Origin of the sequence: Jiella endophytica (assembly GCF_004519335.1) — a bacterium.
GTDB classification, from domain to species: Bacteria; Pseudomonadota; Alphaproteobacteria; order Rhizobiales; family Rhizobiaceae; genus Jiella; species Jiella endophytica.
The window spans coordinates 266,544-292,354 of record NZ_SOZD01000001.1 but is presented as its reverse complement, the minus strand read 5'-3'; the positions used below and the strand labels follow the sequence as shown (position 1 = coordinate 292,354).

The following is a 25,811-nucleotide window of genomic DNA, read 5'->3' as shown; positions in this document are numbered from 1 at the left end:
TCTTCGCACGCCGAGACGGCGCGCGTCTTGGGAGACAGGAATGGACCATTCGGTGGAAGTTGAGAAACACTATGACGTGCGCGGCTGGTATTCCACCATCCATGAAATCCGTCACGACGGCGGCAATCCCGGCGCAAGCCTGATCAAGGCCGCGGTCGGCGTCATCATCCGCAATCCCTTCGCCGGCAAATTCGTCGCCGACCTGTCGGAACTGACGGATCCGAGCCCGGTCATCGGCCATGCGCTTGGCGAGCGGGCCGCGGCGCTGCTCGGCGGCAGGCTGGTCGAAAGCTACGGCAAGGGCGGCATCGCCGGCACGGCTGGCGAGCAGGAACATGTCGTCGCCTGCATCACCACGGTGTTCGGGGATCCGCTTCGCGAAGAGGTGGGCGGCGGCAGGGCCTGGATCTCGTCGGCCAGCAAGGTCGCGGTCGCCGGCACGGCCATCGACATCCCGCTCGCCCACAAGGACGAGCTTTACATCCGCTCGCACTATGACGCGGTGACCTTCGCCGTGCCGGATGGCCCCCGCCCCGACGAGCTCCTGATCTGCGTCGCAGTCGCTTCCGGCTCGCGCGTCCACCAGCGCGTAGGCGGCAAGACCGTCGCCGACCTCAAAGCCGCCGTCTAGGCCGATCGCAATTCATCAAGGGACGAGCGAAATGCCCCTGAACATCAAAGACCTCAAGATCACGTCGGCCGACTTCCAGCCGCTCGGCGACCTGCGCGACGAGCATGCCGGCGACAAGGGCAACGTCCTGCCGCAATTGACGGTCAGCGGCGTGCCGAAAGAAGCCACAGAGCTTGCGGTGATCTGTCACGATCCGGATGCGCCGCTGGCGAACGGTTTCACCCACTGGACGGTCTACGGCATCGATCCGGCGACGACCGACCTCTCGGATGCCCAGGAGAAGTTCCGGGTGGGGCCGAACGGCGCCGGCGACAAGCAGTATTATGGACCGCAGCCGCCGGCCGGCCATGGCAAGCATCACTACTACTTCTGGGTCTATGCGCTCGACACCGCGGTCGAGGGCACCCCGACGCGCGAAGAGTTCCTGCAGAAATACGCCGGCAACATCATCGAGCAGAACCGCATCGTCGGTCTTTACGAAAACGTTTGCCACGCCAGCGCGGTCGACGGCGACAGCCGACCGATCGCAGGCGCCGGGTAACGGGAGTAGTTCAAATGTCGGAAAGCCAATCCGTTCGCAGCATGATCTTCGAGGAACTCGTTACGGCAACGAAGATCCTTCTGCATGAAGGCGTCATGGATGTGTTCGGGCATATCAGCGCCCGCGATCCGGAAAATCCGGACGGGTTCTTCCTGCCGCAGAAACTCGCGCCGGCGCTGGTCACCGTCGACGACATCCAGCGTCTGACCCTCGACGGCGAGACGACGGACAACCGCCCGTCCTACCTCGAGCGGTACATTCATAGCGAGATCTACAAGGCGAGGCCGGATGTGCAGTGCGTGCTGCACACCCATTCGCCCGCCGTCCTGCCCTACTGCTTCGTCGACACGCCGCTGCGACCGGTCACCCACATGGGCGCCTTCATGGGTGAAACCGTGCCGGTCTACGAGATCCGCGACAAGCATGGCGACGCGACGGATCTCTTCGGTGGCAGCACCGACGTCTGCGCCGACATCGCGACGAGCCTCGGCGACAGCACCGTGGTGCTGATGGCGCGCCACGGCGTCGTCAATGTCGGCAACTCGGTGCGCGAGGTCGTCTTCCGCGCCTACTATCTCGAGCAGGAGGCGAAGGCGCTCACTGCGGGCCTGCAGGTCGGCAAGGTCAACTACCTGACGCCCGGCGAAGTGAAGACGGCTGGAAAGCTCGTCGGCGCGCAGATCGACCGTGGCTGGAACCACTGGTCGCAACGTCTGAGAGAGGCTGGCCTGCTCTAGCGTCGATCGCCTCGACTGCCCGGCGAGTGCCGGGACATCCATGCTCAGTTTGAAAATCTCCCTGGCACAAGGGCACCGGACGAAGGCAGCGAAACGCACCATGCCGCATGCGCAAAGCTACGATTATGTCATCGTTGGTGCCGGATCGGCCGGCTGCGTGCTGGCCAACCGGCTGAGTGCGGATCCGCGATCATCGGTGCTGCTCATCGAGGCCGGCGGCTGGGATCGCGATCCGATGATCCACATCCCGCTCGGATGGGGAAAGATCCTGACCGAGCGCCGCCACGACTGGATGTATTTCTGCGAAGCGGAGGACAATGTCGGCGGACGCAAGGTGGAGTGCGCGCGCGGCAAGGTCATCGGCGGATCCTCGTCCACCAACGCCATGGCCTATGTGCGCGGCAATCGCGGCGACTACGAGCGGTGGGCGGCCTCCGGCCTGACCGACTGGTCCTACGACAAGGTCCTGCCCTACTTCCGCAAGCAGGAGACCTGGGAAGGCGGCGAGAGCCGATGGCGCGGCGGTTCGGGGCCGCTCAGCACCCAGTTCTGCCGCTACAAGGACACGCTGATCGACGCCTTCGCCGAGGCCAGCGTCGCGGCCGGCTATCCGCAGACCGACGACTACAATGCCGAGCACCAGGAAGGGTTCGGCCGTCTCCAGATGACCATTGCGAACGGGCGGCGCGCTTCGACCGCCTCGGCCTATCTGCGCCCGGCCCTGAAGCGGGCGAACCTCACCGTCCTGACGGACGCCATCGCGACGAAGGTGATGCTCGAGGGCAGGCGCGCCACCGGCGTCGTCCTCCGTCATGCCGGCGCCGAGCAGACGGTCTCGGCCCGAAAGGAAGTGCTGCTCGCCGGCGGCGTCATCAACACGCCGCAACTCCTGATGCTGTCCGGTATTGGCGCTCGTGAGGAACTGGCGGCCCAGGGCATCGAGACGAAGGTCGACCGTCCGGCGGTCGGCAAGAACCTGCAGGACCACGTCTCGGTCATTCTCATGTACCGGCGCCGGACACCCGGGCCATTCCGCAAAATGATGCGGGCGGACCGGATCGGCCTCGACTTCGCCAGGACCTATCTCACCGGCCGCGGCTTCTCGGGCGACGTGCCGGGCGGCGTCGTCGCCTTCCTGAAGAGCGGTCCGGAGCGGCCGCTGCCCGACGTGCAGTTGCTTTTCACTGCCGCGCCGCTCGCCGCATGGCCCTATTTCGCTCCCTTCAAGGAGCCGTTCCCGGACGGTTTTGCGACGCGGGTCGTCGCGACGCAGCCGGAAAGCCGCGGGACGGTGAAGCTCGCGTCTGCCGATCCCCTGGCCGCACCGCTGATCCATCAGAACTTCCTCGCCTCGCCGAAGGACTGGCAATCGCTGCGCGCCGGCTTCCGGGTGGCGAGGGATCTCGCGGCGCAGCCGTCCATGCAGCCCTTCATCGAAGCGGAGTTCTTTCCCGGCTCAAACTGCGAGAGCGACGAGGAGATCGACGAGCACATCCGCCGGACCTCCATCACCGTGCATCATCCGGCCGGAACCTGCCGGATGGGAGCCGACGCCGACTCCGTCGTCGATCCGCAGTTGCGGCTGCGCGGCGTCGACGGCCTGCGCGTGGTGGACGCGTCGGTCATGCCGGACCTCGTCTGCGGCAACATCAACGCGGCAGTGATCATGATTGCCGAGAAGGCAGCCGACATGATCGCTGCGTCGAAGGAAAGGGAGCTCGCGGCATGATCCGGCATATCGCCATCATCGGCCTCGGCACGATGGGACCGGGCATGGCCGCCCGGCTCGCCCGCGGCGGCCTCGATGTCGTCGCCTACGACGTCGCCCCCGCGGCGATCGAGCGGGCCCGGACCATGCTCGGCATTGCCGAGAGCGTGCTCGACGATCTCGCCATCGCCGCGCCGCAGGACGGCTCGGGTTCGGTGTGCTTCACCGACGACATCGCCGATGCGGTCGCCGGTGCCGATCTCGTCATCGAGAACGTCCCCGAGGACATCGCGATCAAGGCCGAAGTCTACCGCACCATCGACGGGCTGATCGCGCCGGAGACGATCGTCGCATCCGATACGTCGGGCATTCCGATCACCAAGCTGCAGGCGCATATCTCGCATCCCCGGCGCATGGTCGGCATGCATTGGTCGAACCCGCCGCACATCATCCCGATGATCGAGGTGATCGGCGGCGCCGAGACCGCCCCCGAGACCGTCGCGACGATCCGCGAGCTGATCCGTTCGATCGGCCTGTTGCCGGTGGTCGTCAAGAAGGACGTGCCGGGCTTCGTCGAGAACCGGGTGCTCTACGCCCTCCTCCGCGAGGCGGTCGACCTCGTGGAGCGCGGCGTCATCGAGCCGGAGGATCTCGACACCTGCGTGTCCTGGGGCATCGGCTACAAGATCGCCGTCGTGGGGCCGATGGCGCTGCTCGATATGGCCGGCCTCGACATCTACAAATCCGTTTCGTCCTTCCTCAACGCCGATCTCTCCAATCGCGCCGATGTCGCGCAAATGGTTCTGGAAAAGACCGACGCGTCGAAATTCGGCATCAAGTCGGGCGAGGGAATATTTTCCTATAAACCGGAAAAGACGAAGGCGCTGCAGGGCGAACGGGCGAAGAAGCTCGTCGCCGTGCGGCGCATCCTCGAGGGCAAGGATTAGCCGATGGCCGACGAAGCCCGAAACCCGGTCCCCATCGGAAGCGATTTCGCGACAACTTGCTAGCCCGGCGCGCCAATGAGGACGCTGCGGCTCGGCCATCGCAGGAATACATGAATGAGGCAGTCAGCCATGCGTATAGACACCATTCGAGCGGCCGAAACGCGGCCGACAACGGTCCGGCATGACGACGCTCTGATCTCCGCGAAGGGCGTATCGCTCGTCCTGTCGAGACAATTGATCCTGCAGAACATCGACCTTTCCGTGCCGAAGGGCTCCTTCGTCTCCCTGATCGGGCCATCCGGCTGCGGCAAGAGCACGCTCCTGAAGCTTATGGCCGGGCTCCTGCAGCCGACGGAAGGAAGCGTTTCGATCGCCGGTCTCCCTCCCGTCGAGGCCGCCCGCAAGCGCATGATCGGGCTGGTCTTTCAGGAGGCCAACCTACTTCCCTGGAAGAACGCGGTCGACAACGCCTCGATGCTGCTCTCCATCGCCGACAGGTCGCTCTCGCGCGCCGAGTTGCGGGCGCGCGGGCAGGAGATGCTGGAACTGGTCGGCCTGGGGGACAGCGCCCACAAGCAGCCGCATGAACTCTCCGGCGGCATGCGCCAGCGCGTTGCGATCGCCCGGGCCCTGGCGCTCGATCCGGCGGTGCTCCTGATGGACGAGCCGTTCGGTGCGCTCGACGCCATCACGAGAGATTCCATGGGCCAGTCGCTGCTGGATATCTGGCAGCGCACCGGCAAGACGATCGTGCTCGTCACCCACTCCATCGACGAGGCGATCCATCTGTCCCGCCACGTCCATGTCCTCGGGATCAAGCCGGGGCGGATCACCGAGAGCCTCGACATCGATCTGCCCTATCCGCGCGACCTCTCGCTCACCGAGGAGCCGGAGTTCGTCAGGCTGGTGGTCCAGCTGCGAACGATGCTGCGCGAGAGCCATCAGCCAGGAGCGTCGTCGTGAGCGATCAGTCCCTCAACACCGCCGCTGAATCGCGGCTGACGCCGATCCTGGTCGCCGCGAACGACCGCTGGCTCCCGGCGATCATCCTTCTCGTCGCGACGGTCGTCGCGTGGGAAGCGGCCGTGCGGATCTTCGACATTTCCGCCTTCATCGTTCCCGCCCCCACCGCGATCGCCCGGTCGCTGATCGACCAGTGGCCGTCGCTGATGCAGGCGACGCTGGTGACGGCAGGCGAAATCCTCTTCGGCTTCATCGTCTCGGTCGCGGTCGGGATCGCCATCGCGCTGGTCATCGTGCGCTTCGACTGGCTGGGGCGTGCGCTCTACCCGCTAGTGGTCCTGTTCCAGAACGTGCCGAAGGTGGCGCTGGCGCCGATCTTCATCCTCTGGTTCGGCTACGGCCTTGCCCCGAAGATCGGCCTGATCCTGGTCATCGCCTTCTTCCCGGTGACGCTGTCGATGCTGGCCGGAATGCAGTCGGTCGATCGCTCCCTTTTGTCCCTGATGAATTCGGTCGGCGCCAGCCAGAGCCAGATCCTCTTCCGGATCCGTGTCCCCCACTCGCTCCCGCAATTGATGGCGGGGACCAAGATCGCCGCCACGCTGAGTGTCATCGGCGCGATCGTCGGCGAGTTCGCCGGTGCCCAGGACGGGCTTGGCTACGTCATCCAGTTCGCATCGACCCAGCTCGATACGGCGCAGGTCTTCGCGGCGCTCCTGCTCGTCTCCGTCCTCGGCATCGTCTTCTACTACGCCGCCGAAATCCTCGAGCGCGTCGTGGTGCCCTGGGCGCCGAAATTCAGCCGGGCCTGAGCCTTCCAACGAACCCAACCACAAGGACAAAAGAGATGTTAAGACGCTCCCTCCTCATGGCGACCGCCGCCGCCGCGCTCGTCGGCACGCTTGGCTTCTCCGGCGCCGCGCTGGCAGCGGACAAGGTCAACGTGCAGCTCGACTGGGTCGTGCGCGGCAACCACGCCATGTTCTTCGTCGGCAAGGAAAAGGGCTTCTTCGAAAAGCACGGCATCGAAGTCGCCGAGATCCGCAAGGGCTCCGGCTCGCCCGATGCCATGCGGCTCGTGGGCAACGGCAATGCCGATTTCGGCTTCGGCGATCTCCCGACGCTGGCCGTCGCGCGCTCGCAGGAGGTGCCGGTGGTGGCGATTGCCGCCGTCAACCAGCACTCGCCGCTGGCGATGATCTCGCTGGCCAAGACGGTGAAGCTGAGCAAGCCGGACGACCTCAAGGGGCTGAGCGTCGGCATCCATCCGGCCGGTTCGACCTACATCTTCTTCCGGGGCTTTCTGGCGGCAAACGGCCTGACCGAAAAGGACATGACGCTGAACAGCGTCTCGCCGCCCTATGAGAGCTACCTGCTGCTCGGCCGGGTCCAGACCGTCCCCGGATATGTCGACGCCGAGGTGCCCGAACTCGAGGCCAAGGCAGGCGGTCCCGGCTCGCTGTCGATCATGATGGGCTCGGACTACGGCTGGAAGGCCTATGGCTCGGGCCTCTTCACCTCACAGGAGATGGTCAACGAGAAGCCCGACCTCGTCGCCCGCTTCACGGAGGCCTATCGGGAAGCCTTCGACTACGTCGTCGCGCATCCCGAGGAAGCTGCCGAGATCACCGCCAAGGACGTCCCCGGCTATGCCGACAAGAAGGACGTCCTCCTGGCGCAGATCAAGGCCGACATCGCCTCGACCTTCACCAGCGAAGACACCAAGGAGCACGGCCTCGGCTGGATGACGAAGACCCAGTGGGAGGCGACGCTGAAGACGCTCACCGACCAGGGCGTTCTCAAGACGACCCCGTCGGCGGACGATGTCTTCACCGACAAGTTCCTGGCAAAGCAATAAGGGGCGCGCCGTGTCGGAAGGCGAAGCGTTGGCCCCCTACCGGCAGGCAAGCCTGTCCTGCCCCATCCGGCAGGACACGGCGCGCGAGCCGCTGGCCGCGGCTTCGCGGCCGAGCGCGATCTGCGCGCGGGTTTCATACGCGCGCCCCGACAGACCGCACCACAGCCGCTCGACGGGCAGGTTCTCGCGCTTGTCGTTGAGCACAGTGAAGGTGCCCGTCTTCGGATCGAACCAGAGCTCGAGGCGCGCGCTCTCGCCCGGCTCAACCGTCGCGAGCCTTGCCGAGTACCAATGGGCGAAATCGGCGTTGCAGGAAACCGCAGCCTCGGCCGCGTTGGCAATCGTCAACGGCACTTTGTCGAGCCCCTCGGTGCCTCTGCGCACGTCGACAGGGTGCAGCTCGACCGCATTGGCGAGGGATGCACACGCCAGCATCGCCGGGAGAATATGACCAATCTTCATTCGTCTGAGCTCCAGTCATTGGCTCAGGCATATTAAATCGCCTCCGCGCAATAACAACAAAATAATATTGATCCGAGAATCAACCAGAGAGGGTAGTGCAATGAAGATAATAAAAAGCATCGGCAGTGCATTTGTCATCAGCAGTCTTCTGCTTGGCAGTGCTCTTGCCGGAGAGGTGAAGTCGATCGCGATCCTGACGCCGGAAGAAGGCACCGATTACGGCTGGAACCAGCAGGGGATCGATGCCGCCAAGGCGGCTGGCGAGGCTGCCGGCGTCGAGGTCGTGGTGGCCCAGGGCCTTGGTTACGGCGACGTTCGCCCGACCCTGCGGGAGCTGGCCTCCGACGGCGCCAGCCTGCTGATTGCCCATGCCAGCGGCTACAACACCGCGGCGCCCGAAATCGCCAAGGAAATGAACGTCCCCGTGGCCATCGTCGACACGCCGAACGGCCTGGAAAAGGGTCTGGTGGCCGACTACACGCTGAGTGGCCACGAAGGCGCCTATCTCGCCGGTCGCCTCGCTGCCAAGATGTCGCGCTCCAAGACGGTCGGCGTCGTCGTGTCGGGCGAGCCGCCCTCGTGGAACTCGCAGTCGGGGGCGTTCGCGCAGGGCGTGAAGGCCGAGAACCCGGACGTCAAGATCATCTATGCGGTGATCGGCCCGGCCGCCTACAGCGACGCGGCCGGCGGCAAGCGCGTCACCGAGAGCGTCATCGCGTCGGGCGCCGACATCATCTTCGGCCAGGGCAACGGGTCGAGTTTCGGCATGCTGCAGGCGGTCGAGACCACCAAGGCGGCCGATGGCGGCAAGGTCTATTTCATCGACGTGATCGGCGACAAGTCACCGATCGACAAGGGCTTCCTGCTGTCGTCGGTGGTTTGGAACATCGAGCCGGTCTACGCGGCGATGATCGCCGACATCAAGAACGACACCTTCGGCACCAAGCACTACGCCATCGGCCTCAAGGACAACTCCGTCGAGCTTTTGAAGACGCCGGCGATCCCCGACGATGTCTGGTCGCAAATTGAGGCCCTGCGGGAGGATATCGTGTCCGGCAAGATCAAGGTCGAGCCGGTCTACGACGCTACCGCCGTCAGGGCGCTGATGACGAGCGTCGCCCAGTAAGGCGGGCGCGGCAAACCCCCAGAGGGGCAAGAGACACCCCTCTGGGCATCCCCGCTTCTCAGGGATCGGCTTTCATGAGCAGTCGTGCATCACCGTCCGCCGAGGCGCGGGACATCGTCGCGCTGGAAGGCGTGACCAAGCGATTTCCGGGCATCGTCGCCAATGACGCCATCGACCTGTCGATCCGGCCGGGCGAGGTGCATGTGCTCCTGGGCGAGAACGGCGCTGGAAAATCCACGCTGATCGGCATGCTCTCCGGCCTCCAGCAACCGGACGAAGGGCGCATACTGGTCGACGGCAGACCGGTGCCGATCACTTCGCCGCGCCACGCACTGGCCCTCGGCATCGGCACGGTGTTCCAGCACATGATGCTGGTGCCGACGCTGACGGTGGCGGAAAACCTGGCTCTCGGCGGCCCCTGGTGGCAGCGTCCGAGAACCGGCGAACTGGAGGCGCACGTTGCCGAGATCACCCGCAGCCTCGGCATCAGCGTCAAGCTGCAGGCGCGGGTCGCCGAACTCTCGCTCGGCGAGCAGCAGCAGGTCGAGATCCTGCGTGCGCTGTTGCGCAACAGCCGCCTTCTGATCCTCGACGAATCCACCTCGATGCTGACGCCGAAGGGCATCGACGAGTTGGGAGCGCTGATGCGCCGCCTCGTCGAAAAGGGGCTGGCGATCGTCTTCATCACCCACAAGCTGAAGGAAGCGGTGGCGTTCGGCGATCGCATCTCGGTGCTGAAACTTGGCCGCAAGGTCGGCGAGATCCCTCCCGAACGGTTTCGCTCCCTCGGCGAAGAGGAGATCATCGCCGAGATCGTCGCGTTGATGTTCGGCAGGCAAAATGACGAGAGCGACACTAAGGAGCGCCCGGTCGGCGCCACGCGGACAGGGATCGCACCATCGCTTCAGGTGACGGATCTGACCGTCGCAGCGACCGACAACGAGCCCGGTCTCTCGTCGATCTCCTTCGATATCCGACCGGGCGAAATTCTGGGGATCGCCGGCATCGACGGCAACGGCCAGAAACAGCTCGCGGAGGCGCTGGCCGGCCAGCGCGTGGCTGCCGGCGGCTCGATCCGGCTCGAAGGCACCGACGTCGCAGCGCTGAGCGTCGGGGAGCGCCGCAGGCGCGGACTGCGTTACCTGACCGACGACCGGCTGGGCGAAGGGACCGTCGGCACCTTCCCGGTCTCCATCAACTTCTTTCTCAAGCAGGTCGGCCAAGCGCCCCTCTGGCGCGGCGGGCTCGAGCGGCGTGGCGAGATCGACAAGCGCGCGGCCGACCTCGTGCGCGAATACGACGTCAGGACGCCGAGTCTGCGGACACCGATTGCCCGGCTGTCGGGCGGCAATATCCAGAAGGTTCTCCTGGCGCGGGAACTCGCCGAGGGCGCGAAGGTGGTGATCTTCAACAAGCCGACCTACGGGCTCGACCTCGCCAACACGCTGGCCTCGCGCCAGCGCATTCGCGACACCGCCGCACGCGGCCTTGCCGTGCTCCTCATCTCGACCGACCTCGAGGAACTGCTCTCCATGTGCGACCGCATCGCGGTGATCGCCGACGGCGCCCTCGTCGGCACGGTCGACAATGTCGACGACGCCCGCACCAAGGTGGGGCGCCTGATGATTGGACTGGCGGCATGAGCATCGACGGCGCAAGCACGGCAAGCGCCACCGCGCTCGACGCCACCAGCGCAGCGGCCAATCGCCGCGACGTCCTGCACCGGCTTCTAATGACGCTCGGGCCGATCGTCGTCGCCCTCGTCATTGCAGGCTGCATCCTGCTGGCCGTCGGCGTCGATCCCCTCGCCTATTACGGCTACGTCCTGGAAAGAGGCCTCCTCTCGATGCTGGGCATCCAGCAGACGCTGACGCGGATGGCGCCGCTTCTGTTCCTTGCGGCCGGCCTGATCGTCGCCTTTCGCGCCGGCATGTGGAATCTCGGCGGCGACGGCCAGTTCCTGCTCGGCGCGGTCACGTCTGCCGCGAGCGCGCCCGTCCTGGTCGAGATCATGCCGGTCTGGCTGGCCTGGATCTGCGCATTCGTCATCGCTACCGTCGTCGCGGCCGCCTGGTCGCTCGTGCCGGCGCTGCTGCGGGCCTATCACGGGGTGAACGAGATCGTCACCACGCTGATGATGACCTTCCTCGGCACCTCGCTCGCCAATGTCCTGGTCAAGCTGATCTTCCGCGACCCCGGCACCACCGTGCCGCAGACCCGGACGCTGCCGGTCGAGGAACGCCTGCCGCGCCTTTTCGACACCACCGTTACCAGCGGCCTTTTGCTCGGCATCGCTGCCATCGTCATCGTCCATCTGGTGATGACCCGAACCGCGTTCGGGCTGAAACTCCGGATCGTCGGGGCCAATCCCCGCGCGGCCGTTCATGCGGGGCTGAGCGTGCCTGGCCTGACGATCGCCGTCTTCGCGATCTCCGCGGGCCTCGTGGGCCTTGCGGGCGCCGTCGATGTCGTCGGCGTCCAGGGCAATGTCCGCGCCGACTGGAACCCCGCCTATGGCCTGGCGGTCATCCCGGCCGTCTTCCTTGCCCGCATGAACGGCTTCGCCGCCATCGGCTTCGTGTTTCTGCTGTCGGTGCTGTCGATCGGCGGCGAGAGCGCGGCGAGGCGCATGGGCGTGCCCAATCACTTCACGCTGGTGCTCATCGCCATCGTGCTGATCGTGCTCGCGATCGCCGAATATGTCGACCATCGCTACAACCAGTCGAGAAAGGCCTGAGCGATGAACGGGCTCTTCAGCGAGGTCTTTCTCAGCGCGCTGCTCTTCGGTGCCGTCACCGCGGCCGTGCCGCTGCTGCTCGCCGGCCTCGGCGAACAGATGTCGGAAAAGGCCGGCGTCCTCAACATCGGCATCGAAGGGATGATGCTGGCCGGCGCCTATCTCGGCTTCGTCGGCGCCTTCTATTCGGAATCGCTGTGGCTCGGCTTCCTGACCGGTGCGGCCGGCGGCGCTGCGGTGGCGGCTCTGATGGCGCTTCTATGCGTGCGCCTCGGCCTGAACCAGATCGTCATCGGCATCGCCCTGACACTCGGCCTCGAGGGCCTGACGGCGCTGCTGCACCACTTCCAGTTCTCCCGAAGCTACCCTCGCCTGCCGGCGGCCGATCCGACCGTCATTCCGCTTCTGGCGGACATTCCCGTCATCGGCCCGGCCTTCTTTCGCCATCACCTGCTCGTCTATCTGGCGGTGCTGCTCGTCGTCGTCATGAGCTATCTCTACCGGCGCACGCAGCTCGGCCTCAACCTGCAGGCCGCCGGCGACAAGCCGGCCGCGCTGGATGTCGCCGGCATCGACGTGATCCGCACCCGAACCATCGCCGTCTTGACCACCGGCGCTCTTGCCGGGCTCGGCGGCGCCTATCTCGCCAATGTCGGGGCCGGCCTGTTCATCCCCTTCATCACCAACGGCGCCGGCTTCCTCGGCATCGTGCTGGCAATGCTGGCACGAGGGCGTCCGGTCTGGGTCCTGTTCGGCGCCCTCCTGTTCGGCGCGTGCCTGTCGCTGACGACGGCCATGCAGGTGGCCGGCATCAACATCCCGACCGACGTCATCCAGATGCTCCCGTTCCTGGCGGTGATGATCATGCTGGTGCTGTTCGGCCGCCAGGCCAGCCTGCCGGCGGCACTGGGCATCCCCTATGAGCGCGGGGCGCGCTGACGACGACGACAACCGCGTGGCAGGACGCCGCGAAACAAGGAGGCATGAATGTCGGATACCAAGGTCTACCTGCTCGACGGCGGTTCGCTCGTCCTCGACGGCTACCATGTCTTCTGGAATCGCGGCCCCGGCGGCGAGGTGCGCTTCCCGGTCTATTCGATCCTCATCGACCATGCCGAAGGCCGTTTCCTGATCGACACCGGCTTCGACTACGACCACGTCATGAAGGTGCTGCCTTTCGAAAAGCCGATACAGGAAAAGCATCAGACCATTCCCGGCGCCCTCGGCCTGCTCGGGCTCGAGCCGAAGGATATCGGTGTCGTCGTCAACTCGCATTTCCATTTCGACCACTGCGGCGGCAACAAGTACTTCCCGCACGCCAAGAAGATCTGCCATCGCACGGAAGTGCCGCAGGCCTGCGATCCGCAGCCCTTCGAGCATCTCGGCTATTCGGATTTGAGCTTCTCGGCGGAAGCCGCCGAGGCGCGCGGCGCGACGGATCAGCTGATGGACGGTACCACCCGCGCCAACTCGACCTTCGAAGGCATCGAGGGCGACGTCGAGCTCGCCAAGGGCGTCAAGCTGATCTCGACGCCCGGCCACTCGATCGGACACTACAGCCTGCTGGTCGAGTTCCCTCAGCGCAAGCCGATCCTGTTCACCATCGACGCCGCCTACACGCAGAAGAGCCTGGAGACACTCTGCCAGGCCGCCTTCCACATCGATCCGGTCGCCGGCGTCGAGTCGATGCGCAAGGTGAAGAAGCACGCCGAGGACCATGACGCCGAGCTGATGTATTCGCACGACATGGACAACTTCAAAACCTACAGGACCGGCACGCAATTCTACGGCTGACGGCAGGCATCAGGGGAGAAGACGATGCGTTATTCCGATCACGCCAATCCGGTCCTGACGCTGACCGCTGGTCCGGTCGACGCCTATCCGGACGTGCTGCGCGGCCTCGGCCGAACCGTGCTCTACGACTACGATCCGACCTTCCAGCTCCTCTACGAAACGGTTGTCGGCAAGGCGCAGAAGGCGATGCGTCTGTCGACCCGGCCGGTGATCCTGCATGGCGAGCCGGTGCTCGGCCTCGAGGCGGCGGCCGCTTCGCTGATTACGCCGGGCGACGTCGTCCTCAATCTCGTCTCCGGCGTCTACGGCAAGGGGTTCGGCTATTGGGCGAAGCGCTATTCGCCCCATCTCATCGAAATCGAAGTGCCCTACAACGAGGCGATCGACCCGCAGGCGGTCGCCGGGATGCTGAAGGCGCATCCCGAGATCACGATCGTCTGTGTCTGCCATCACGACACGCCGTCGGGCACCATCAATCCCATCGACGCCATCGGTAGCCTGGTCTCGGCCCATGGCGCCTATCTGATCGTCGACGCGGTGTCCTCCTTCGGCGGCATGAAGACCCATCCGGAGGACTGCAGCGCCGACATGTATGTCACCGGCCCCAACAAATGCCTGGGCGCGCCGCCCGGTCTCACTCTGATGGGCGTCAGCGACCGTGCTTGGGCGAAGATGAAAGCCAATGACGAGGCGCCGCGCGCCTCGATGCTGAGCATTGTCGACTGGGAACATGCCTGGTCGCGCGACGAGCCCTTTCCGTTCACGCCGTCGGTCGCCGAGATCAACGGGCTCGACGTCGCACTCGACCTCTATCTCGGCGAAGGACCGGAGGCCGTCTGGGCCCGCCACGCACTGACGGCGAGAGCCATGCGAGCCGGCGTCACCGCCATGGGCCTTTCCCTCTGGGCCGCAAGCGACGCGATCGCCTCGCCGACGACGACAGCCGTTCGCACGCCCGACGGGATCGACGAGGCCGCGATCCGGCAGGCCGCGCGCGCCCGCTACGGCGTGGTGTTTTCGGCAGGGCGCGGCGAGACGCTCGGGAAGCTGACGCGCATCGGCCATATGGGGCCGACCGCCCAGCCGATCCATGCGGTCGCGGCGCTGACTGCCCTCGGGGGCGCCATCAAGGCGCTCGGCAAGGATCTCGCAGTCGGCAGGGGCATCGAGGCGGCGCTGGCCGTCATCGACGCCGACGCCTGACAATCAACCACTTGATCACGGGAGACTTTCATGACAGGATGGCTCGAGGGAAAGACGGCGCTGGTGACGGGCGCCGCGCAGGGCATCGGCAAGGCGATCGCGGCACGGCTGGCTGTCGACGGCGCGACCGTCATCCTCAGCGACATCAACGCCGACGGCGCCAGTGAAGCTGCCGCATTGATCGGCGGCAAGGCGAAGGCGTTCGCCGCCGACATTTCCGACCCCGCCTCGGTCAAGGCGCTTTTCGACGAAATCCAGACACTTGCGGGCGGCCTCGACATCCTGGTCAACAACGCCAGCATCGTGCCGTTCGTCGCCTGGGACGACGTCGACCTCGATCATTGGCGCAGGATCATCGACGTCAACCTGACCGGCACCTTCATCGTCACCCGCGCCGCGACCGACCAGATGCGGGCGGCGGGCAAGGCCGGACGGGTGATCAGCATCGCCTCGAACACCTTCTTCGCCGGCACGCCCAACATGGCGGCATATGTCGCGGCCAAGGGCGGCGTCATCGGCTTCACCCGCGCCCTCGCCACGGAACTCGGACAATACGGCATCACGGCGAATGCGGTGACGCCCGGTCTGATCGAGAGCGACGGCGTCAAGGCGAGCCCGCACAACGGTGCGTTCGAATTCGTCGAGATGCTGCAGGCGGTCAAGGGCAAGGGCCAGCCCGAGCATATCGCCGATGTCGTCGCGTTCCTCGCCAGCGAAGACGCCCGGTGGATCACCGGCCAGACTTTGAATGTGGACGCGGGAATGGTCCGACATTAGCGCGCCCTGCGTCCATTTGGAGGCGCGGCGATCTGAGCTACCGAATCGCCGCATCGTCCCGACTGTTTCGCCGGCGCCAACCGGGGCGATCATTCGATCATTAGCTTGGCGGCTCACCGTCAAGACTCCCGCATGATCGAGATCGCCTTCATGCGCCGTTCCAGCTCCGCGGCTTGACGTCAGCCTCTGCGATCACCGCGCCGGCGCGGCCGGCTGCGTCACGCGGCGGTCACGCGGCGGTCACGCGCCAGATGACGTCTCCGACGTCGTCCGCCATCAGCAGCGATCTGCCGTCCGGGCCGATCGCCACGCCGACGGGACGCCCATAGGCAAGCTTTTCGTCCTTGGACAGGAAGCCGGACAGGATATCGCGAGCCGGTCCGCTCGGCGCGCCGTTCTCGAAAGGGACGAAGATCAGCTTGTAGCCCGAAAGCGTCGAGCGATTCCACGATCCGTGCTGGCCGATCACCATGCCCTCGCCGAACCCCGGCAAGGTGCCGTCCGGCATCCAGCAGAGGCCGAGCGATGCCGTGTGGCCGCCGAGAGCATAATCCGGCTGGATGGCGCGGGCGACAAGGTCCGGGTCCTGCGGGACGCGATCGTCCACCGTCCTGCCCCAGTAGCAATAGGGCCAGCCGTAAAACCCACCCTCTTCGACGGAGGTGAGGTAGTCGGGCGGGGTTTCGTCCCCGAGCCCGTCGCGCTCGTTGACGACGGTCCACAGCTTTCCCGTGACCGGCTCGAAGGCCATGCCGACCGGGTTTCGCAGCCCCGAGGCGAAAATCCGCGCCGTTCCGGTGGCAACGTCGAGTTCCCAGATCGCCGCGCGACCCTCTTCCTCCGCCATGCCCTTGTCGCCGATGTTGGACAACGAGCCGACGCCAGCGTAGATCTTCGCCCGATCCGGCGAGACAATCAGGCTGCGGGTCCAGTGGCCGTGCGGCTTGAAGTCGACGAGCTTTTCACCGTCGCCCATCAGGCTCGTATCGCCTGGCCGGTAGTCGAAACACCTTATGCCGTCCGTGTTGCCGAGGTAGAACTTGTCACTGATCAGCGCCATGCCGAAGGGCTGGTTCTGGTTTTGAACGAAGACCTCGCGGCGCTCGGCGACACCGTCCCCGTCCGCGTCCCGCCAGAGGGTGACACGATTGGCGCTCTTTCCGACCGCCTTGACGCGGCGCATCGTCGCCTGCTGGGCGTGGTCCATGAGAGTGCGCGGCGTCTCCGGCTGCTCCTTCGATTCCGCCACGAGGACGTCGCCGTTCGGCAGAACCTCGATCCAGCGGGGATGATCGAGGTTCGACGCAAAGGCATTGACCTTCAGCCCCGGCGCGCAGATGGGAAGGCGCCCGTCCTTCCAGCCCTCTGCGGCGGGAAGTTTCAAGGTCATGATGCCCTGTTTCCGAGCCTCCGGGATTTGCGGTGTCTGCCCGACGGCCTGATGCGACGGAGAACCGTAGCGCCTGACAAGCGCGACAGCGCCACCCACGACTTCCGTCGCCTTCGCGACAATTCCCATAGTCGACCGCCTTGTCCCGAGGATCATGTCTGGAGAGCACCAATACCCGTAGGGCATTGGCGTCGATCTGCGGTTTTCGCCATGACATGAGGCGACGTCAAGGCGGCTCAGACCGCCTCGGCCCCAGCCATCCGAATGTCGGGCGACCGCGTCGAAGCCCGTTTGGCAGGACGGTTCATTGACCGTCTGCGAGCGCGCGTGCTGTGAACCGGGAGCCAAAGGCAACCGAGCAGAGAAGGAATCGGCACTGAAATCAATGGGCTAGGACGTATTGGCTGGGGAACCTGGATTCGAACCAGGACTAACGGAGTCAGAGTCCGTGGGTCTACCGTTAACCTATTCCCCAACGCCGCCCGCCTGAGGGGCGTTGTGCCTGCCGCCGATCCGATAACGGAGCTTGCTGGCGTCAGGCTGGCCGGGCGATCCGCCCGACGCGCCGTCATATAACGGCCTCGCCGCCGGATGTGAACCCTTGGCGAGGGTTTTTTTGGCGGGCGGCTCCGGCGGCGGTGTCGCCCTTTTCAGCGCGGTAGGAGGCAGGGGACCGCCTTTGCCGGCGCATCGACATCTGCAGAGGCCTGGCCGTCGGGTCCACCGAGCGGACCAAAGACGGCATTGTCTTCGTGGTCGACGAGCGCAGAGGTCGAATCGTTTCGGCGTCAGCGAAGGTGCGGCCAACGAGCCGGGCCCCTGAGGTCTCGGGCGACAAAAGCGATACGTCTGGCGGGAACCGTTCGCCGTGCCTATTTTCTCCGTCCGTGACCGCCCGCCCCTCCCCCTTTGCGCCCGGCCCGTCCGAGCCAGACAGCGCGTCGATCCACCTGCCCGAACCGTTTGCAAAATGGTTCGCCGGGCATGGCTGGGCGCCACGGCCGCATCAGCTGGAACTGCTCGCAAAGGCCGAGGCAAGGGCGTCAGTCCTGCTGATCGCGCCGACTGGCGCGGGCAAGACACTCGCCGGCTTCCTGCCGGCACTGGTCGATCTCCACCGCCGCGTCCGGCCGAAGCCCGGCACCCGGCCACGCGGGGTGCATACGCTCTATGTCTCGCCGCTGAAGGCGCTCGCCACCGACATCCAGCGCAATCTCAAACGGCCGGTCGCCGAGATCGGGCTGTCGGTGACGCTCGAAACCCGCACCGGGGATACCAGTCAGGTCCGCCGCCAGCGCCAGAAGCTGAAGCCGCCGGACATTCTTCTGACCACGCCGGAACAGCTGGCGCTGCTGATCGCGGCGAAGGACGCGGACAGCTTCTTTTCCGACCTCAGATACGTCGTTTTCGACGAGTTGCATTCGCTGGTGACGTCGAAGCGAGGGCATCTCCTCGCTCTCGGCCTTGCCCGGCTGCGCAAATTGCGCCCTGAACTCCAGACGATCGGCCTGTCGGCGACGGTCTCCGAGCCGGCCGAGCTTTGCCGCTGGCTGGTGGCGCAGTCGCCCGATGCGTCTCCTGAGGCAGATCTCATCACCGTCGAAGGCGGGGCCAGGCCGGAGATTGCGATCCTCGAATCGGAAGAACGCGTTCCCTGGCAGGGTCATACGGCAAGGTATGCACTCGCCGAAGTCTATCAGGCGATCAAGGCGCACAAGACGACGCTGCTCTTCGTCAACACCCGCAGTCAGGCCGAGCTCTTGTTTCAGGAGCTGTGGCGGATCAACGAGGAGACGCTGCCGATCGCGCTCCATCACGGCTCGCTCGATGTCGGTCAGCGCCGCAAGGTCGAGGCGGCGATGGCGAAGAATGCGCTTCGCGCCGTCGTCGCCACCTCGACCCTCGATCTCGGCATCGACTGGGGTGACGTCGACCTCGTCATCCATGTCGGCGCACCGAAAGGCGCCTCGCGCCTCGCCCAGAGGATCGGCCGGTCGAACCACCGGATGGACGAGCCGTCGAAGGCGATCCTTGTGCCCGCCAACCGCTTCGAGGTGATGGAGTGCCGGGCGGCGCTCGACGCCAACTATCTTGGCGCGCAGGATACGCCGCCCTTGCGCGACGGAGCGCTGGATGTCCTCGCCCAGCATGTGCTCGGGATGGCGGTGGCGGCGCCCTTCCGCGCCGACGAGCTTTATGACGAGGTCACCTCCGCCGCCCCCTATGCCGACCTTTCCCGCGAGACATTCGAGCGGATCGTCGAATTCGTCGCCACCGGCGGCTACGCCCTGAAGGTCTATGAGCGCTACGCCAAGATCAAGCTGACCGAGGACGGCACCTGGCGGCTCACCCATCCGCGTTTCGCGCAACAGTACCGGATGAATGCCGGGACGATCATCGAGGCGCCGATGCTGGAGATCCGGCTGGTGCGCCGGCGCACCGCCTCGGCGATCGCCCGGGGCGGCCGGGCGCTCGGCAAGATCGAGGAGGCGTTTCTGGAGACGCTGGCACCGGGCGACACCTTCCTCTTCGCCGGCGAGGTCCTGAGGTTCGAGGGCATCTTCGAGACCAGCTGCCTCGTAACCAAGGCCGCCAGCGAGGAGCCGAAGGTGCCCTATTACGGCGGCTCGAAGTTCCCGCTGACCACCTATCTCGCCAAGGAGGTCCGGGCGATGCTCGCCGATCCCGCCCGCTGGCATGCTCTGCCGGACCAGGTGCGGGACTGGCTGTCGATCCAGAAGCTGAAATCGGTGATCCCCGGGCCAGACGATCTCCTGGTCGAGACCTTTCCGAACGGCAGGCTCTTCCACATGGTGCTCTACCCGTTCGAGGGCCGCCTCGCCCACCAGACCCTCGGCATGCTGCTCACCCGCCGGCTGGAGCGCGCGCGAGCGATGCCCCTCGGCTTCGTCGCGACGGACTATGCCATTTCGATCTGGGGCCGGCGGGACATGGGCGCAATGATCGCCGAGGGTTCCCTCTCCCTCGACGCGCTCTTCGATGAGGACATGCTGGGGGACGACCTTGAAAGCTGGATGGCCGACAGCTGGCTCCTGAAGCGCACCTTCCGGCAATGCGCGGTGATCTCCGGGCTGATCGAGAAGCGCCATCCCGGCCAGGAGAAGACCGGCCGGCAGGTCACCGTCTCGACCGACCTCGTCTATGACGTTCTCAGAGCCCACGAGCCGGACCATATCCTCATGCAGGCGACTTGGGCGGATGCTGCGACGGGCCTCCTCGACGTTGCCCGCGTCTCCGATCTCCTCGCCCGCATCAAGCACCACATCGTCCATCAGGACCTTCCGCAGATCTCGCCGCTCGCCGTTCCCGTCATGTTGGAGATCGGCCGCGAGAGCGTCGTCGGCGAGGCCCGCGATGCGGATCTGCGCGAGGCTTCGCAGGAGGCGATGATCGCGCTCGCGATGGGGGAGCCAGACCGGGAGGCGTAGTGCCATCGGCCCCGCCCGATCTGCCGGTGGGATCGACGCGATGCGGGAGCGCCCCTCGCCCTTCGAGGCTCGCTGCGCTCGCGCCTCAGGATGAGGGGCGACTGGGGTGTCGCAGCCGGTGTCTGCCGATGGAGGTCTTGCCGCGGCCGAAGTCGCCGAAGTCAATGAAAGCGCACGGCGGGTGAAAAGTCCCTCATCCTGAGGCGCGAGGCGAGCGAAGCGAGGCGAGCCTCGAAGGGCGAGGGACTTCGCGCCGGCTACCGGAACTCAAACGACAGACCCGGCGTCACCGATCCCCACCCATCACCGTCGCGTCGCCTGGCTCGAACTGAGCGCCGGGCGCGCTAGCTCCGAAGCGACCCGTCAAGGAGCTAAGCCCCATGTACAATCTCTGGTACAAGAACGCCGTCATCTACTGTCTCGACGTCGACGCCTTCATGGATTCCGACGGCGACGGCGTCGGCGACTTCCAGGGCCTTGCCGACCGGCTCGACCATATCGAGGCGCTCGGCTGCGACACGATCTGGCTCCTGCCCTTCTACCCCTCGCCGGACCGCGACAACGGCTACGACATCACCGACTACTATTCGGTCGATCCGCGGCTCGGCAATCTGGGGCATTTCGTCGAATTCTCCCAGGCCGCCAAGGATCGCGGCCTGAAGATCATGGTCGACCTCGTGGTCAACCACACCTCGATCGACCATCCCTGGTTCCAGATGAGCCGCGAGGGCCACCCGAAATATGCCGACTGGTATGTCTGGTCGAAGGAGAAGCCGGCCGATGCCGACAAGGGCGTAATCTTCCCGGGCGTGCAGGAATCCACCTGGACCTTCGACCGCAAGCGCCAGGCCTATTATTTCCACCGCTTCTACAAGCATCAGGCCGATCTCAACATCGCCAATCCGGCGGTGCGCGAGGAGATCGAGCGGATCATCGGCTTCTGGCTGGCGCTCGGCGTGTCTGGCTTCCGGGTCGATGCGGTGCCCTTCATGCTGGAGGATCTGCAGGGCTCTGGCGACGGCGAGACCCCCTACGGCTATCTCGCCCAGATCCGGCGGTTCCTCTCCTGGCGCAGGGCCGAGGCGATCCTGCTCGCCGAGGCGAACATTCCGATGGATCAGGCGGACGACTATTTCGGCAATGACGACCGGCTGAATCTCGTCTTCAATTTCCCGCTGAACCAGAAGCTGTTCCTGGCCCTGGCCCGCCGCGACGGAACGCCGGTCGGCGAATTCCTCAAGGCGCTGCCGAACATCCCCGAGACGGCGCAATGGGCGACCTTCCTGCGCAATCACGACGAGATCGACCTCGGCCGGCTCGAGGATGACGAGCGCAAGGAAGTGTTCGCCGCCTTCGGGCCGGAAAAGTCGATGCAGATCTACGACCGCGGCATCCGTCGCCGTCTGGCCGCGATGCTCGGCGGCGACGAACGGCGCATCGCCATGGCCTTCTCGCTGATGCTCTCGCTGCCCGGCACGCCGGTGATCTGGTATGGCGACGAACTCGGCATGGGCGACAATCTCGACCTTCCCGAACGCGATGCAGTGCGGACGCCGATGCAGTGGACGGCGCGAAAGAGCGGCGGCTTTTCCACCGTCAATCCCGAGGACTGCGTCAGGGTGCCGGTGAGCGAGGGGCCGTTCGGCTACGCTCATGTCAATGCCGAGGCGCAGCGGATCGACCCGACATCGCTGTTCTCGACGGTGCAGCGGCTGATCCGGGCGCGGCGCAGCTGCCCGGAAATCGGCTGGAGCGGTGCCGAGGTTCTGGATTGCGGCAAGCCGGCGGTGATCGGCCTTGCCTATTCCTGGCGCGGCAACCGCCTGATGACGCTGCACAACCTCTCCGATGCGCCGCAGACCGTGGAGATCACCAATCTGATCGACGGCGGCGAGGTCCGCCCAGTCCTGCAGGCGGGGATCGACATCGACCGCTCCGGCGACGGGCTGACGCTGAAGCTCGGCGCCTATGGCTATCAGTGGCTGCACCTCGACCCCCCGGTCGAAGTGGAGTGACGCTAGCTCGATGAGCGCGTCGTCCCGCCGCAGGAAGCCGAAGAACCGGCGCCTTGCCAAGCCGCCAACGCCTCTGCCAGATAGAACGAAACGCGAATCAGTGCGGCCCGCAACGGGGCGTCCCTCGGGACGAGCAGGGTCGCCGGCAGAGGGAAGTCAGGCGATGAACGCTTTGGCGCGGCGGCGAGCCCAAGGCGAATGCGAGGCGTTGGAGATTTCGCTGGCGGGCGAAAGGGTCGCCTGCGATCCGTCGGGCGTCCTCTATCTTCCCGGCGAAGACTGCCTCGTCGTCTCCGACCTCCATCTCGAAAAAGGGGCGGCATTTGCCCGTCGCGGCATGCTCCTGCCGCCCTACGATACCGCGGCGACGCTGGCGCTGCTCACCCTCTGTCTCGAGCGCTATCGGCCGGCCCGCGTCGTCTGTCTCGGCGATTCCTTCCACGACAGGAAGGGTGCCGCGCTGATGCCAGCCGGCGAGCGCGACAGGCTCGCAGCGCTGATGGCCGGCCGCGAGTGGATCTGGATTGCCGGCAATCACGATCCGGAACCGCCGGTCGGCATCGGCGGCGAAACTTTTGGCGAAATCACCATCGGCGGCCTCACCTTCCGCCACGAACCGAGCGTCGGCGTCCGCCGCGGCGAAGTTTCGGGCCATCTCCATCCGGTCGCGCGGCTCGCCGGCCGCGGCTCACGCCGGGCCTGTTTCGCCACCGACGGCAGCCGGATGATCCTGCCTTCATTCGGCGTCACCACCGGCGGGCTGAACGTCCTCGACCGGGCGTTTCACGGGCTGTTCGATGCGAGCCGTGCGCTGGCCTGCATGATCGGCCATTCCGGCATCTATCCGGTGCGCTTCGGCGCCCTCGCCGCCGGTTGACGGCAGCCGGCCAGGCTGACCGCTACAGCATCGCCCGAAAATCGGAATCGATTTTCGGAAAGCACGATGCGTAGATTCAATAACTTAGAGCGTCCTTTGTGCGTCCGTTCGGACGCACGGCGCTCTAACCCCAGGTCGAGACGAAGGCGACGATCTGGCAGAGCGTGACGGCAGCCGAGAGCACTAGGCGCAGCCGCCCGAACCAGGCCGGCAGCGCGCCATTGCGGGCGGCGATCGCGTCCCAGATCCCGGTCAGCACGAATCCGGCGGCAAATCCCGCAAAGACGAACGGGCTCGGCACGAAAAGCAGCGCCCAGCCGAGGAGCGAAGGCAGCACGGAAACGGCAAGGGTCCCGATCGCCTGGTGCCCCGGGGCGAGGCAGTAGCCCCAGCGGATCCCGCCGAGAAAGGCGAGAATCGTCGCTGAATAGCCGGTGAAGGCGAGGATCAGCTGCGGGAAGGCAATGAAGTCGCGCCCGGCATAGGCAAACAGCGCCGCCATCACCACGAAGGGGACGAGGCCGGCGAGCGCCAGCCCCCAGGCTGTCCGGGCATGGTCGTGGGGCGCAGCAGACCTCGCTGCGGGCCTGCCGGCATCCGTGACCTCACGCCGGGTGTCGTCTTCGATCGTGCTCATTCGATGCAACATAGGCCGCGGATGCCCGCGGACAGGGGCGATCAATCCCGCTTGAAGACCAGGCGGCCGAACCAGCCGGTGAAGATCGCCAGGAGCACGGCACCCACGCCGTAAAGGATGCCGTAGCGGGTGGCGATGTCGTCGATATAGCTCTCGAAGCCGGATTTGCGGACATAGAGCGGCTCGGACGTTTCGCGGATGAAGACACCGCTGCGAAAGAGATAGGCCCTGGCGGTATGGGTGCCAGTCGGGAGGTCGGCCGGCAGCTGCAGGTCGGCGCGGAACAGCGTCGGGCTGACGAACTGCACCGATCCGACCCGCTGGTTGTAGAGCCCCTTGGCCTCGCGGATGCGCTTCAGCGCCTCGGCATAGGCGCCGACGCTCGACTCCCCCTGCATCGAGACCACTGGCTTGCCAGCGGCCAGGGCGCGGCGCTCGGCGAGGCTGACATTGGCCTGGGGGGCGCCCTTGTCCCGCGGCTGATCGACGGCCGGCTGGCCTGACGGCCCCGGCGGCGGCACGCTGCCGAGCTGCAGGTCGCTGATCCCGAGCGACAGGCGCTCGCGGAGCTCCTTGCGGGCGATGTCGGCGAGCGGCCGCGTCGCGGCGAGCGCATAGGAGCCCGGAACCGATTCGAAGGTTTCCGAGCCGCGGTTGATCCAGATGCCGAAGGTGCGCTCCTTCTCGCGCACCACCACCGGCCGGCGTGGCCCGATCAGCACGACGACGATGTCGTAGCGCTGCTGCCGGAGGAGCCTGGCGTCGGCATTGTCGAGGGCGCCAAAGACGACCAGCCGGGCGCCGTTGAAGTCGGAGGTGATCGAGATCGTGCTGGTGGAAAGACCGATCTCGAAGCTCTCATTGCCTTCCTGGGCATCGGCCGTCGGCCCCGCGAGGGAAAGAAGGCAGGCCAGCGCCAGAGCGCTTCGCCGCCGGTTGCGCAGCGTTCCGCGTGGCTTCCGCCGGGCGCCGGTCACCCCGTCTCTCCCGTCGGCAGGGTGATTGTGAAAGGCTCCTGCGGCTGGACGACCAGCTGATAGCCGAGGCGCAGGCCGACGGCGAGGACGAGCAGGGCGAGCAATGCCCGCAGCTGGTCGCCGCGCAGCTTGCGGCCGGCTTCGGTGCCGAACTGCGCGCCGATGACGCCGCCGAGCATCAGCAGGAAGGCGAGGACGACGTCGACCGTCCGGTTGGTCGCCGCCTGCAGGATGGTCGTCGCGGCGGCGGTGAAGATGATCTGGAACAGCGAAGTGCCGATGACGACGCTGGTCGGCACGCGCAGCAGGTAGATCATTGCCGGGACCGCGATGAAGCCGCCGCCGACGCCCATGATGCCGGCAAGCACGCCGATCAGCGCCCCGAGGCCGAGCACCGGCAGCACCGAGACATAGAGCTTGGAGCGGTGGAAGCGCATCTTCAGAGGCAGGCCGTGGACCCAGCTGTGCTGGCCGGGGCGGCGCACCTCGCCGGTCCCCTGCGACTTCGACCGCAGCATCGACTGGGCGCTTTCGACCAGCATCAGCCCGCCGATGCCGCCGAGGAAGACGACGTAGAGCAGCGAGACGACGAGATCGAGCTGGCCGAGCCGTCTCAGCAGCGTGAACAGGAGGACGCCGCCGGCCGAGCCGAACAGGCCGCCGATCAGCAGCACCGTCCCCAGCCTCAGATCGACGGTGCCCCGGCGGTAATGCGCGAGCGCCCCGGAAAAGGAGGCGGCGATGACCTGGTTGGCGCCGGTCGCCACCGCGACCGCAGGAGGAATGTTGTAGAAGATCAAAAGCGGCGTGATCAGGAAGCCGCCACCGACGCCGAACAGGCCGGAGATGAATCCGACCGCAGCGCCCATGCCCACCAGGACGAAGACGTTGAGCGAGATTTCCGCGATCGGCAGATAGAGATTCACGGGAGGTCGCGGCCGATGAAGCTGAAGTATGCCCGCCGCACGGCGGACAAGGTCGT

General features: G+C 66.1%; 23 protein-coding genes and 1 tRNA gene. 18 read left to right on the top strand and 6 right to left on the bottom strand.

The genetic code is table 11. The features are described 5' to 3' along the window. Window positions 1-40: 40 nt before the first annotated feature. From E3C22_RS01425 to E3C22_RS01390, 8 genes are all read left to right on the top strand, one after another. Window positions 41-631: an amino acid synthesis family protein gene (locus E3C22_RS01425; protein ID WP_134759521.1), complete on the top strand. Its 591-nt coding sequence runs from the start codon at window positions 41-43 to the stop codon at window positions 629-631. Window positions 632-662: 31 nt separating this feature from the next. Next, on the top strand, window positions 663-1,172 hold the full coding sequence (locus E3C22_RS01420; protein ID WP_134759519.1) for a YbhB/YbcL family Raf kinase inhibitor-like protein: 510 nt from the start codon (window positions 663-665) through the stop codon (window positions 1,170-1,172). 14 nt (window positions 1,173-1,186) lie between these two features. Beyond that, complete coding sequence (locus E3C22_RS01415; RefSeq protein WP_134759517.1) at window positions 1,187-1,909, top strand: class II aldolase/adducin family protein; 723 nt, start codon at window positions 1,187-1,189, stop codon at window positions 1,907-1,909. Window positions 1,910-2,009: 100 nt separating this feature from the next. Then, window positions 2,010-3,638, top strand: coding sequence for a GMC family oxidoreductase (locus E3C22_RS01410; RefSeq protein ID WP_134759515.1), 1,629 nt, complete (start codon window positions 2,010-2,012; stop codon window positions 3,636-3,638). Beyond that, complete coding sequence (gene fhmpcd1, locus E3C22_RS01405; protein ID WP_134759513.1) at window positions 3,635-4,564, top strand: 5-formyl-3-hydroxy-2-methylpyridine 4-carboxylate 5-dehydrogenase; 930 nt, start codon at window positions 3,635-3,637, stop codon at window positions 4,562-4,564. The genes E3C22_RS01410 and fhmpcd1 overlap by 4 nt, the downstream gene beginning before the upstream one ends. A gap of 129 nt (window positions 4,565-4,693) precedes the next feature. After that, a complete protein-coding gene (locus tag E3C22_RS01400; RefSeq protein ID WP_134759511.1) occupies window positions 4,694-5,527 on the top strand; it encodes an ABC transporter ATP-binding protein in 834 nt (277 codons plus the stop codon). Beyond that, complete coding sequence (locus tag E3C22_RS01395; protein ID WP_134759509.1) at window positions 5,524-6,339, top strand: ABC transporter permease; 816 nt, start codon at window positions 5,524-5,526, stop codon at window positions 6,337-6,339. Before E3C22_RS01400 ends, E3C22_RS01395 begins: the two co-directional genes overlap by 4 nt. 35 nt (window positions 6,340-6,374) lie before the next feature. Next, window positions 6,375-7,385, top strand: coding sequence for an ABC transporter substrate-binding protein (locus E3C22_RS01390; protein WP_134759507.1), 1,011 nt, complete (start codon window positions 6,375-6,377; stop codon window positions 7,383-7,385). Between the two features lie 36 nt (window positions 7,386-7,421). On the opposite strand, the gene E3C22_RS01385 is transcribed toward E3C22_RS01390, so the two are convergent. Continuing rightward, entirely contained in the window at window positions 7,422-7,847 is a 426-nt protein-coding gene (locus E3C22_RS01385; RefSeq protein WP_134759505.1) for a hypothetical protein, read from the bottom strand. Between the two features lie 175 nt (window positions 7,848-8,022). On the opposite strand from E3C22_RS01385, the gene E3C22_RS01380 reads away from it, so the two are divergent. From E3C22_RS01380 to pldH, 7 genes are all read left to right on the top strand, one after another. Beyond that, window positions 8,023-8,973 (top strand): putative B6 ABC transporter substrate-binding protein, encoded by a 951-nt coding sequence (locus E3C22_RS01380; protein ID WP_245514704.1) that lies wholly within the window; start codon window positions 8,023-8,025, stop codon window positions 8,971-8,973. A 74-nt stretch (window positions 8,974-9,047) separates the two neighbouring features. Beyond that, window positions 9,048-10,616 (top strand): putative B6 ABC transporter ATP-binding protein, encoded by a 1,569-nt coding sequence (locus E3C22_RS01375; RefSeq protein ID WP_134759501.1) that lies wholly within the window; start codon window positions 9,048-9,050, stop codon window positions 10,614-10,616. Beyond that, complete coding sequence (locus E3C22_RS01370) at window positions 10,613-11,710, top strand: putative B6 ABC transporter permease subunit 2 (RefSeq protein ID WP_134759499.1); 1,098 nt, start codon at window positions 10,613-10,615, stop codon at window positions 11,708-11,710. The genes E3C22_RS01375 and E3C22_RS01370 overlap by 4 nt, the downstream gene beginning before the upstream one ends. A 3-nt stretch (window positions 11,711-11,713) precedes the next feature. After that, window positions 11,714-12,649, top strand: a complete 936-nt coding sequence (locus tag E3C22_RS01365; RefSeq protein ID WP_134759497.1) for a putative B6 ABC transporter permease subunit 1 — start codon at window positions 11,714-11,716, stop codon at window positions 12,647-12,649. A gap of 48 nt (window positions 12,650-12,697) precedes the next feature. After that, window positions 12,698-13,504 (top strand): 4-pyridoxolactonase, encoded by an 807-nt coding sequence (pldA, locus tag E3C22_RS01360; protein ID WP_134759495.1) that lies wholly within the window; start codon window positions 12,698-12,700, stop codon window positions 13,502-13,504. Between the two features lie 24 nt (window positions 13,505-13,528). Next, window positions 13,529-14,707: a pyridoxamine--pyruvate transaminase gene (ppaT, locus tag E3C22_RS01355; RefSeq protein WP_134759493.1), complete on the top strand. Its 1,179-nt coding sequence runs from the start codon at window positions 13,529-13,531 to the stop codon at window positions 14,705-14,707. Between the two features lie 30 nt (window positions 14,708-14,737). After that, window positions 14,738-15,484, top strand: a complete 747-nt coding sequence (gene pldH, locus E3C22_RS01350) for a pyridoxal 4-dehydrogenase, SDR-type (protein WP_134759491.1) — start codon at window positions 14,738-14,740, stop codon at window positions 15,482-15,484. A 229-nt stretch (window positions 15,485-15,713) separates the two neighbouring features. Here pldH and E3C22_RS01345 read toward each other — a convergent pair whose 3' ends face one another. Both E3C22_RS01345 and E3C22_RS01340 read right to left on the bottom strand, forming a co-directional pair. After that, window positions 15,714-17,003, bottom strand: a complete 1,290-nt coding sequence (locus E3C22_RS01345; RefSeq protein WP_134759489.1) for a PQQ-dependent sugar dehydrogenase — start codon at window positions 17,001-17,003, stop codon at window positions 15,714-15,716. A 272-nt stretch (window positions 17,004-17,275) separates the two neighbouring features. After that, window positions 17,276-17,349, bottom strand: a tRNA-Gln gene (locus E3C22_RS01340). A gap of 412 nt (window positions 17,350-17,761) precedes the next feature. Between E3C22_RS01340 and E3C22_RS01335 the strand changes: the two genes are divergently transcribed. The 3 genes from E3C22_RS01335 (at window position 17,762) to pdeM (ending at window position 23,215) form a co-directional block, all read left to right on the top strand. Beyond that, window positions 17,762-20,323 (top strand): ligase-associated DNA damage response DEXH box helicase, encoded by a 2,562-nt coding sequence (locus tag E3C22_RS01335; protein WP_134759487.1) that lies wholly within the window; start codon window positions 17,762-17,764, stop codon window positions 20,321-20,323. A gap of 380 nt (window positions 20,324-20,703) precedes the next feature. Then, on the top strand, window positions 20,704-22,338 hold the full coding sequence (locus E3C22_RS01330; RefSeq protein ID WP_134759485.1) for an alpha-amylase family protein: 1,635 nt from the start codon (window positions 20,704-20,706) through the stop codon (window positions 22,336-22,338). A gap of 208 nt (window positions 22,339-22,546) precedes the next feature. Then, window positions 22,547-23,215, top strand: coding sequence for a ligase-associated DNA damage response endonuclease PdeM (gene pdeM, locus E3C22_RS01325; RefSeq protein ID WP_425364947.1), 669 nt, complete (start codon window positions 22,547-22,549; stop codon window positions 23,213-23,215). A gap of 124 nt (window positions 23,216-23,339) precedes the next feature. Here pdeM and E3C22_RS01320 read toward each other — a convergent pair whose 3' ends face one another. The 3 genes from E3C22_RS01320 to E3C22_RS01310 are packed head-to-tail and all read right to left on the bottom strand — an operon-like array spanning window position 23,340 to window position 25,755. Beyond that, the gene (locus E3C22_RS01320; RefSeq protein WP_167591589.1) at window positions 23,340-23,852 is read right to left on the bottom strand and encodes a DUF3429 domain-containing protein; all 513 of its coding nucleotides are present in this window, start codon (window positions 23,850-23,852) and stop codon (window positions 23,340-23,342) included. Between the two features lie 41 nt (window positions 23,853-23,893). Further along, window positions 23,894-24,829, bottom strand: a complete 936-nt coding sequence (locus tag E3C22_RS01315; RefSeq protein ID WP_134759479.1) for a TIGR02186 family protein — start codon at window positions 24,827-24,829, stop codon at window positions 23,894-23,896. Then, window positions 24,826-25,755, bottom strand: coding sequence for a sulfite exporter TauE/SafE family protein (locus E3C22_RS01310; protein WP_134759477.1), 930 nt, complete (start codon window positions 25,753-25,755; stop codon window positions 24,826-24,828). Before E3C22_RS01310 ends, E3C22_RS01315 begins: the two co-directional genes overlap by 4 nt. Between the last annotated feature and the right edge of the window lie 56 nt (window positions 25,756-25,811).

Coding starts and splice junctions, on each gene's coding strand:
- E3C22_RS01425 (WP_134759521.1), top strand. CDS start 41: ATGGACCATTCGGTGGAAGTTGAGAAACACTATGACGTGCGCGGCTGG.
- E3C22_RS01420 (WP_134759519.1), top strand. CDS start 663: ATGCCCCTGAACATCAAAGACCTCAAGATCACGTCGGCCGACTTCCAG.
- E3C22_RS01415 (WP_134759517.1), top strand. CDS start 1,187: ATGTCGGAAAGCCAATCCGTTCGCAGCATGATCTTCGAGGAACTCGTT.
- E3C22_RS01410 (WP_134759515.1), top strand. CDS start 2,010: ATGCCGCATGCGCAAAGCTACGATTATGTCATCGTTGGTGCCGGATCG.
- fhmpcd1 (WP_134759513.1), top strand. CDS start 3,635: ATGATCCGGCATATCGCCATCATCGGCCTCGGCACGATGGGACCGGGC.
- E3C22_RS01400 (WP_134759511.1), top strand. CDS start 4,694: ATGCGTATAGACACCATTCGAGCGGCCGAAACGCGGCCGACAACGGTC.
- E3C22_RS01390 (WP_134759507.1), top strand. CDS start 6,375: ATGTTAAGACGCTCCCTCCTCATGGCGACCGCCGCCGCCGCGCTCGTC.
- E3C22_RS01385 (WP_134759505.1), bottom strand. CDS start 7,847: ATGAAGATTGGTCATATTCTCCCGGCGATGCTGGCGTGTGCATCCCTC.
- E3C22_RS01375 (WP_134759501.1), top strand. CDS start 9,048: ATGAGCAGTCGTGCATCACCGTCCGCCGAGGCGCGGGACATCGTCGCG.
- E3C22_RS01370 (WP_134759499.1), top strand. CDS start 10,613: ATGAGCATCGACGGCGCAAGCACGGCAAGCGCCACCGCGCTCGACGCC.
- E3C22_RS01365 (WP_134759497.1), top strand. CDS start 11,714: ATGAACGGGCTCTTCAGCGAGGTCTTTCTCAGCGCGCTGCTCTTCGGT.
- pldA (WP_134759495.1), top strand. CDS start 12,698: ATGTCGGATACCAAGGTCTACCTGCTCGACGGCGGTTCGCTCGTCCTC.
- ppaT (WP_134759493.1), top strand. CDS start 13,529: ATGCGTTATTCCGATCACGCCAATCCGGTCCTGACGCTGACCGCTGGT.
- pldH (WP_134759491.1), top strand. CDS start 14,738: ATGACAGGATGGCTCGAGGGAAAGACGGCGCTGGTGACGGGCGCCGCG.
- E3C22_RS01345 (WP_134759489.1), bottom strand. CDS start 17,003: ATGGGAATTGTCGCGAAGGCGACGGAAGTCGTGGGTGGCGCTGTCGCG.
- E3C22_RS01330 (WP_134759485.1), top strand. CDS start 20,704: ATGTACAATCTCTGGTACAAGAACGCCGTCATCTACTGTCTCGACGTC.
- E3C22_RS01320 (WP_167591589.1), bottom strand. CDS start 23,852: ATGAGCACGATCGAAGACGACACCCGGCGTGAGGTCACGGATGCCGGC.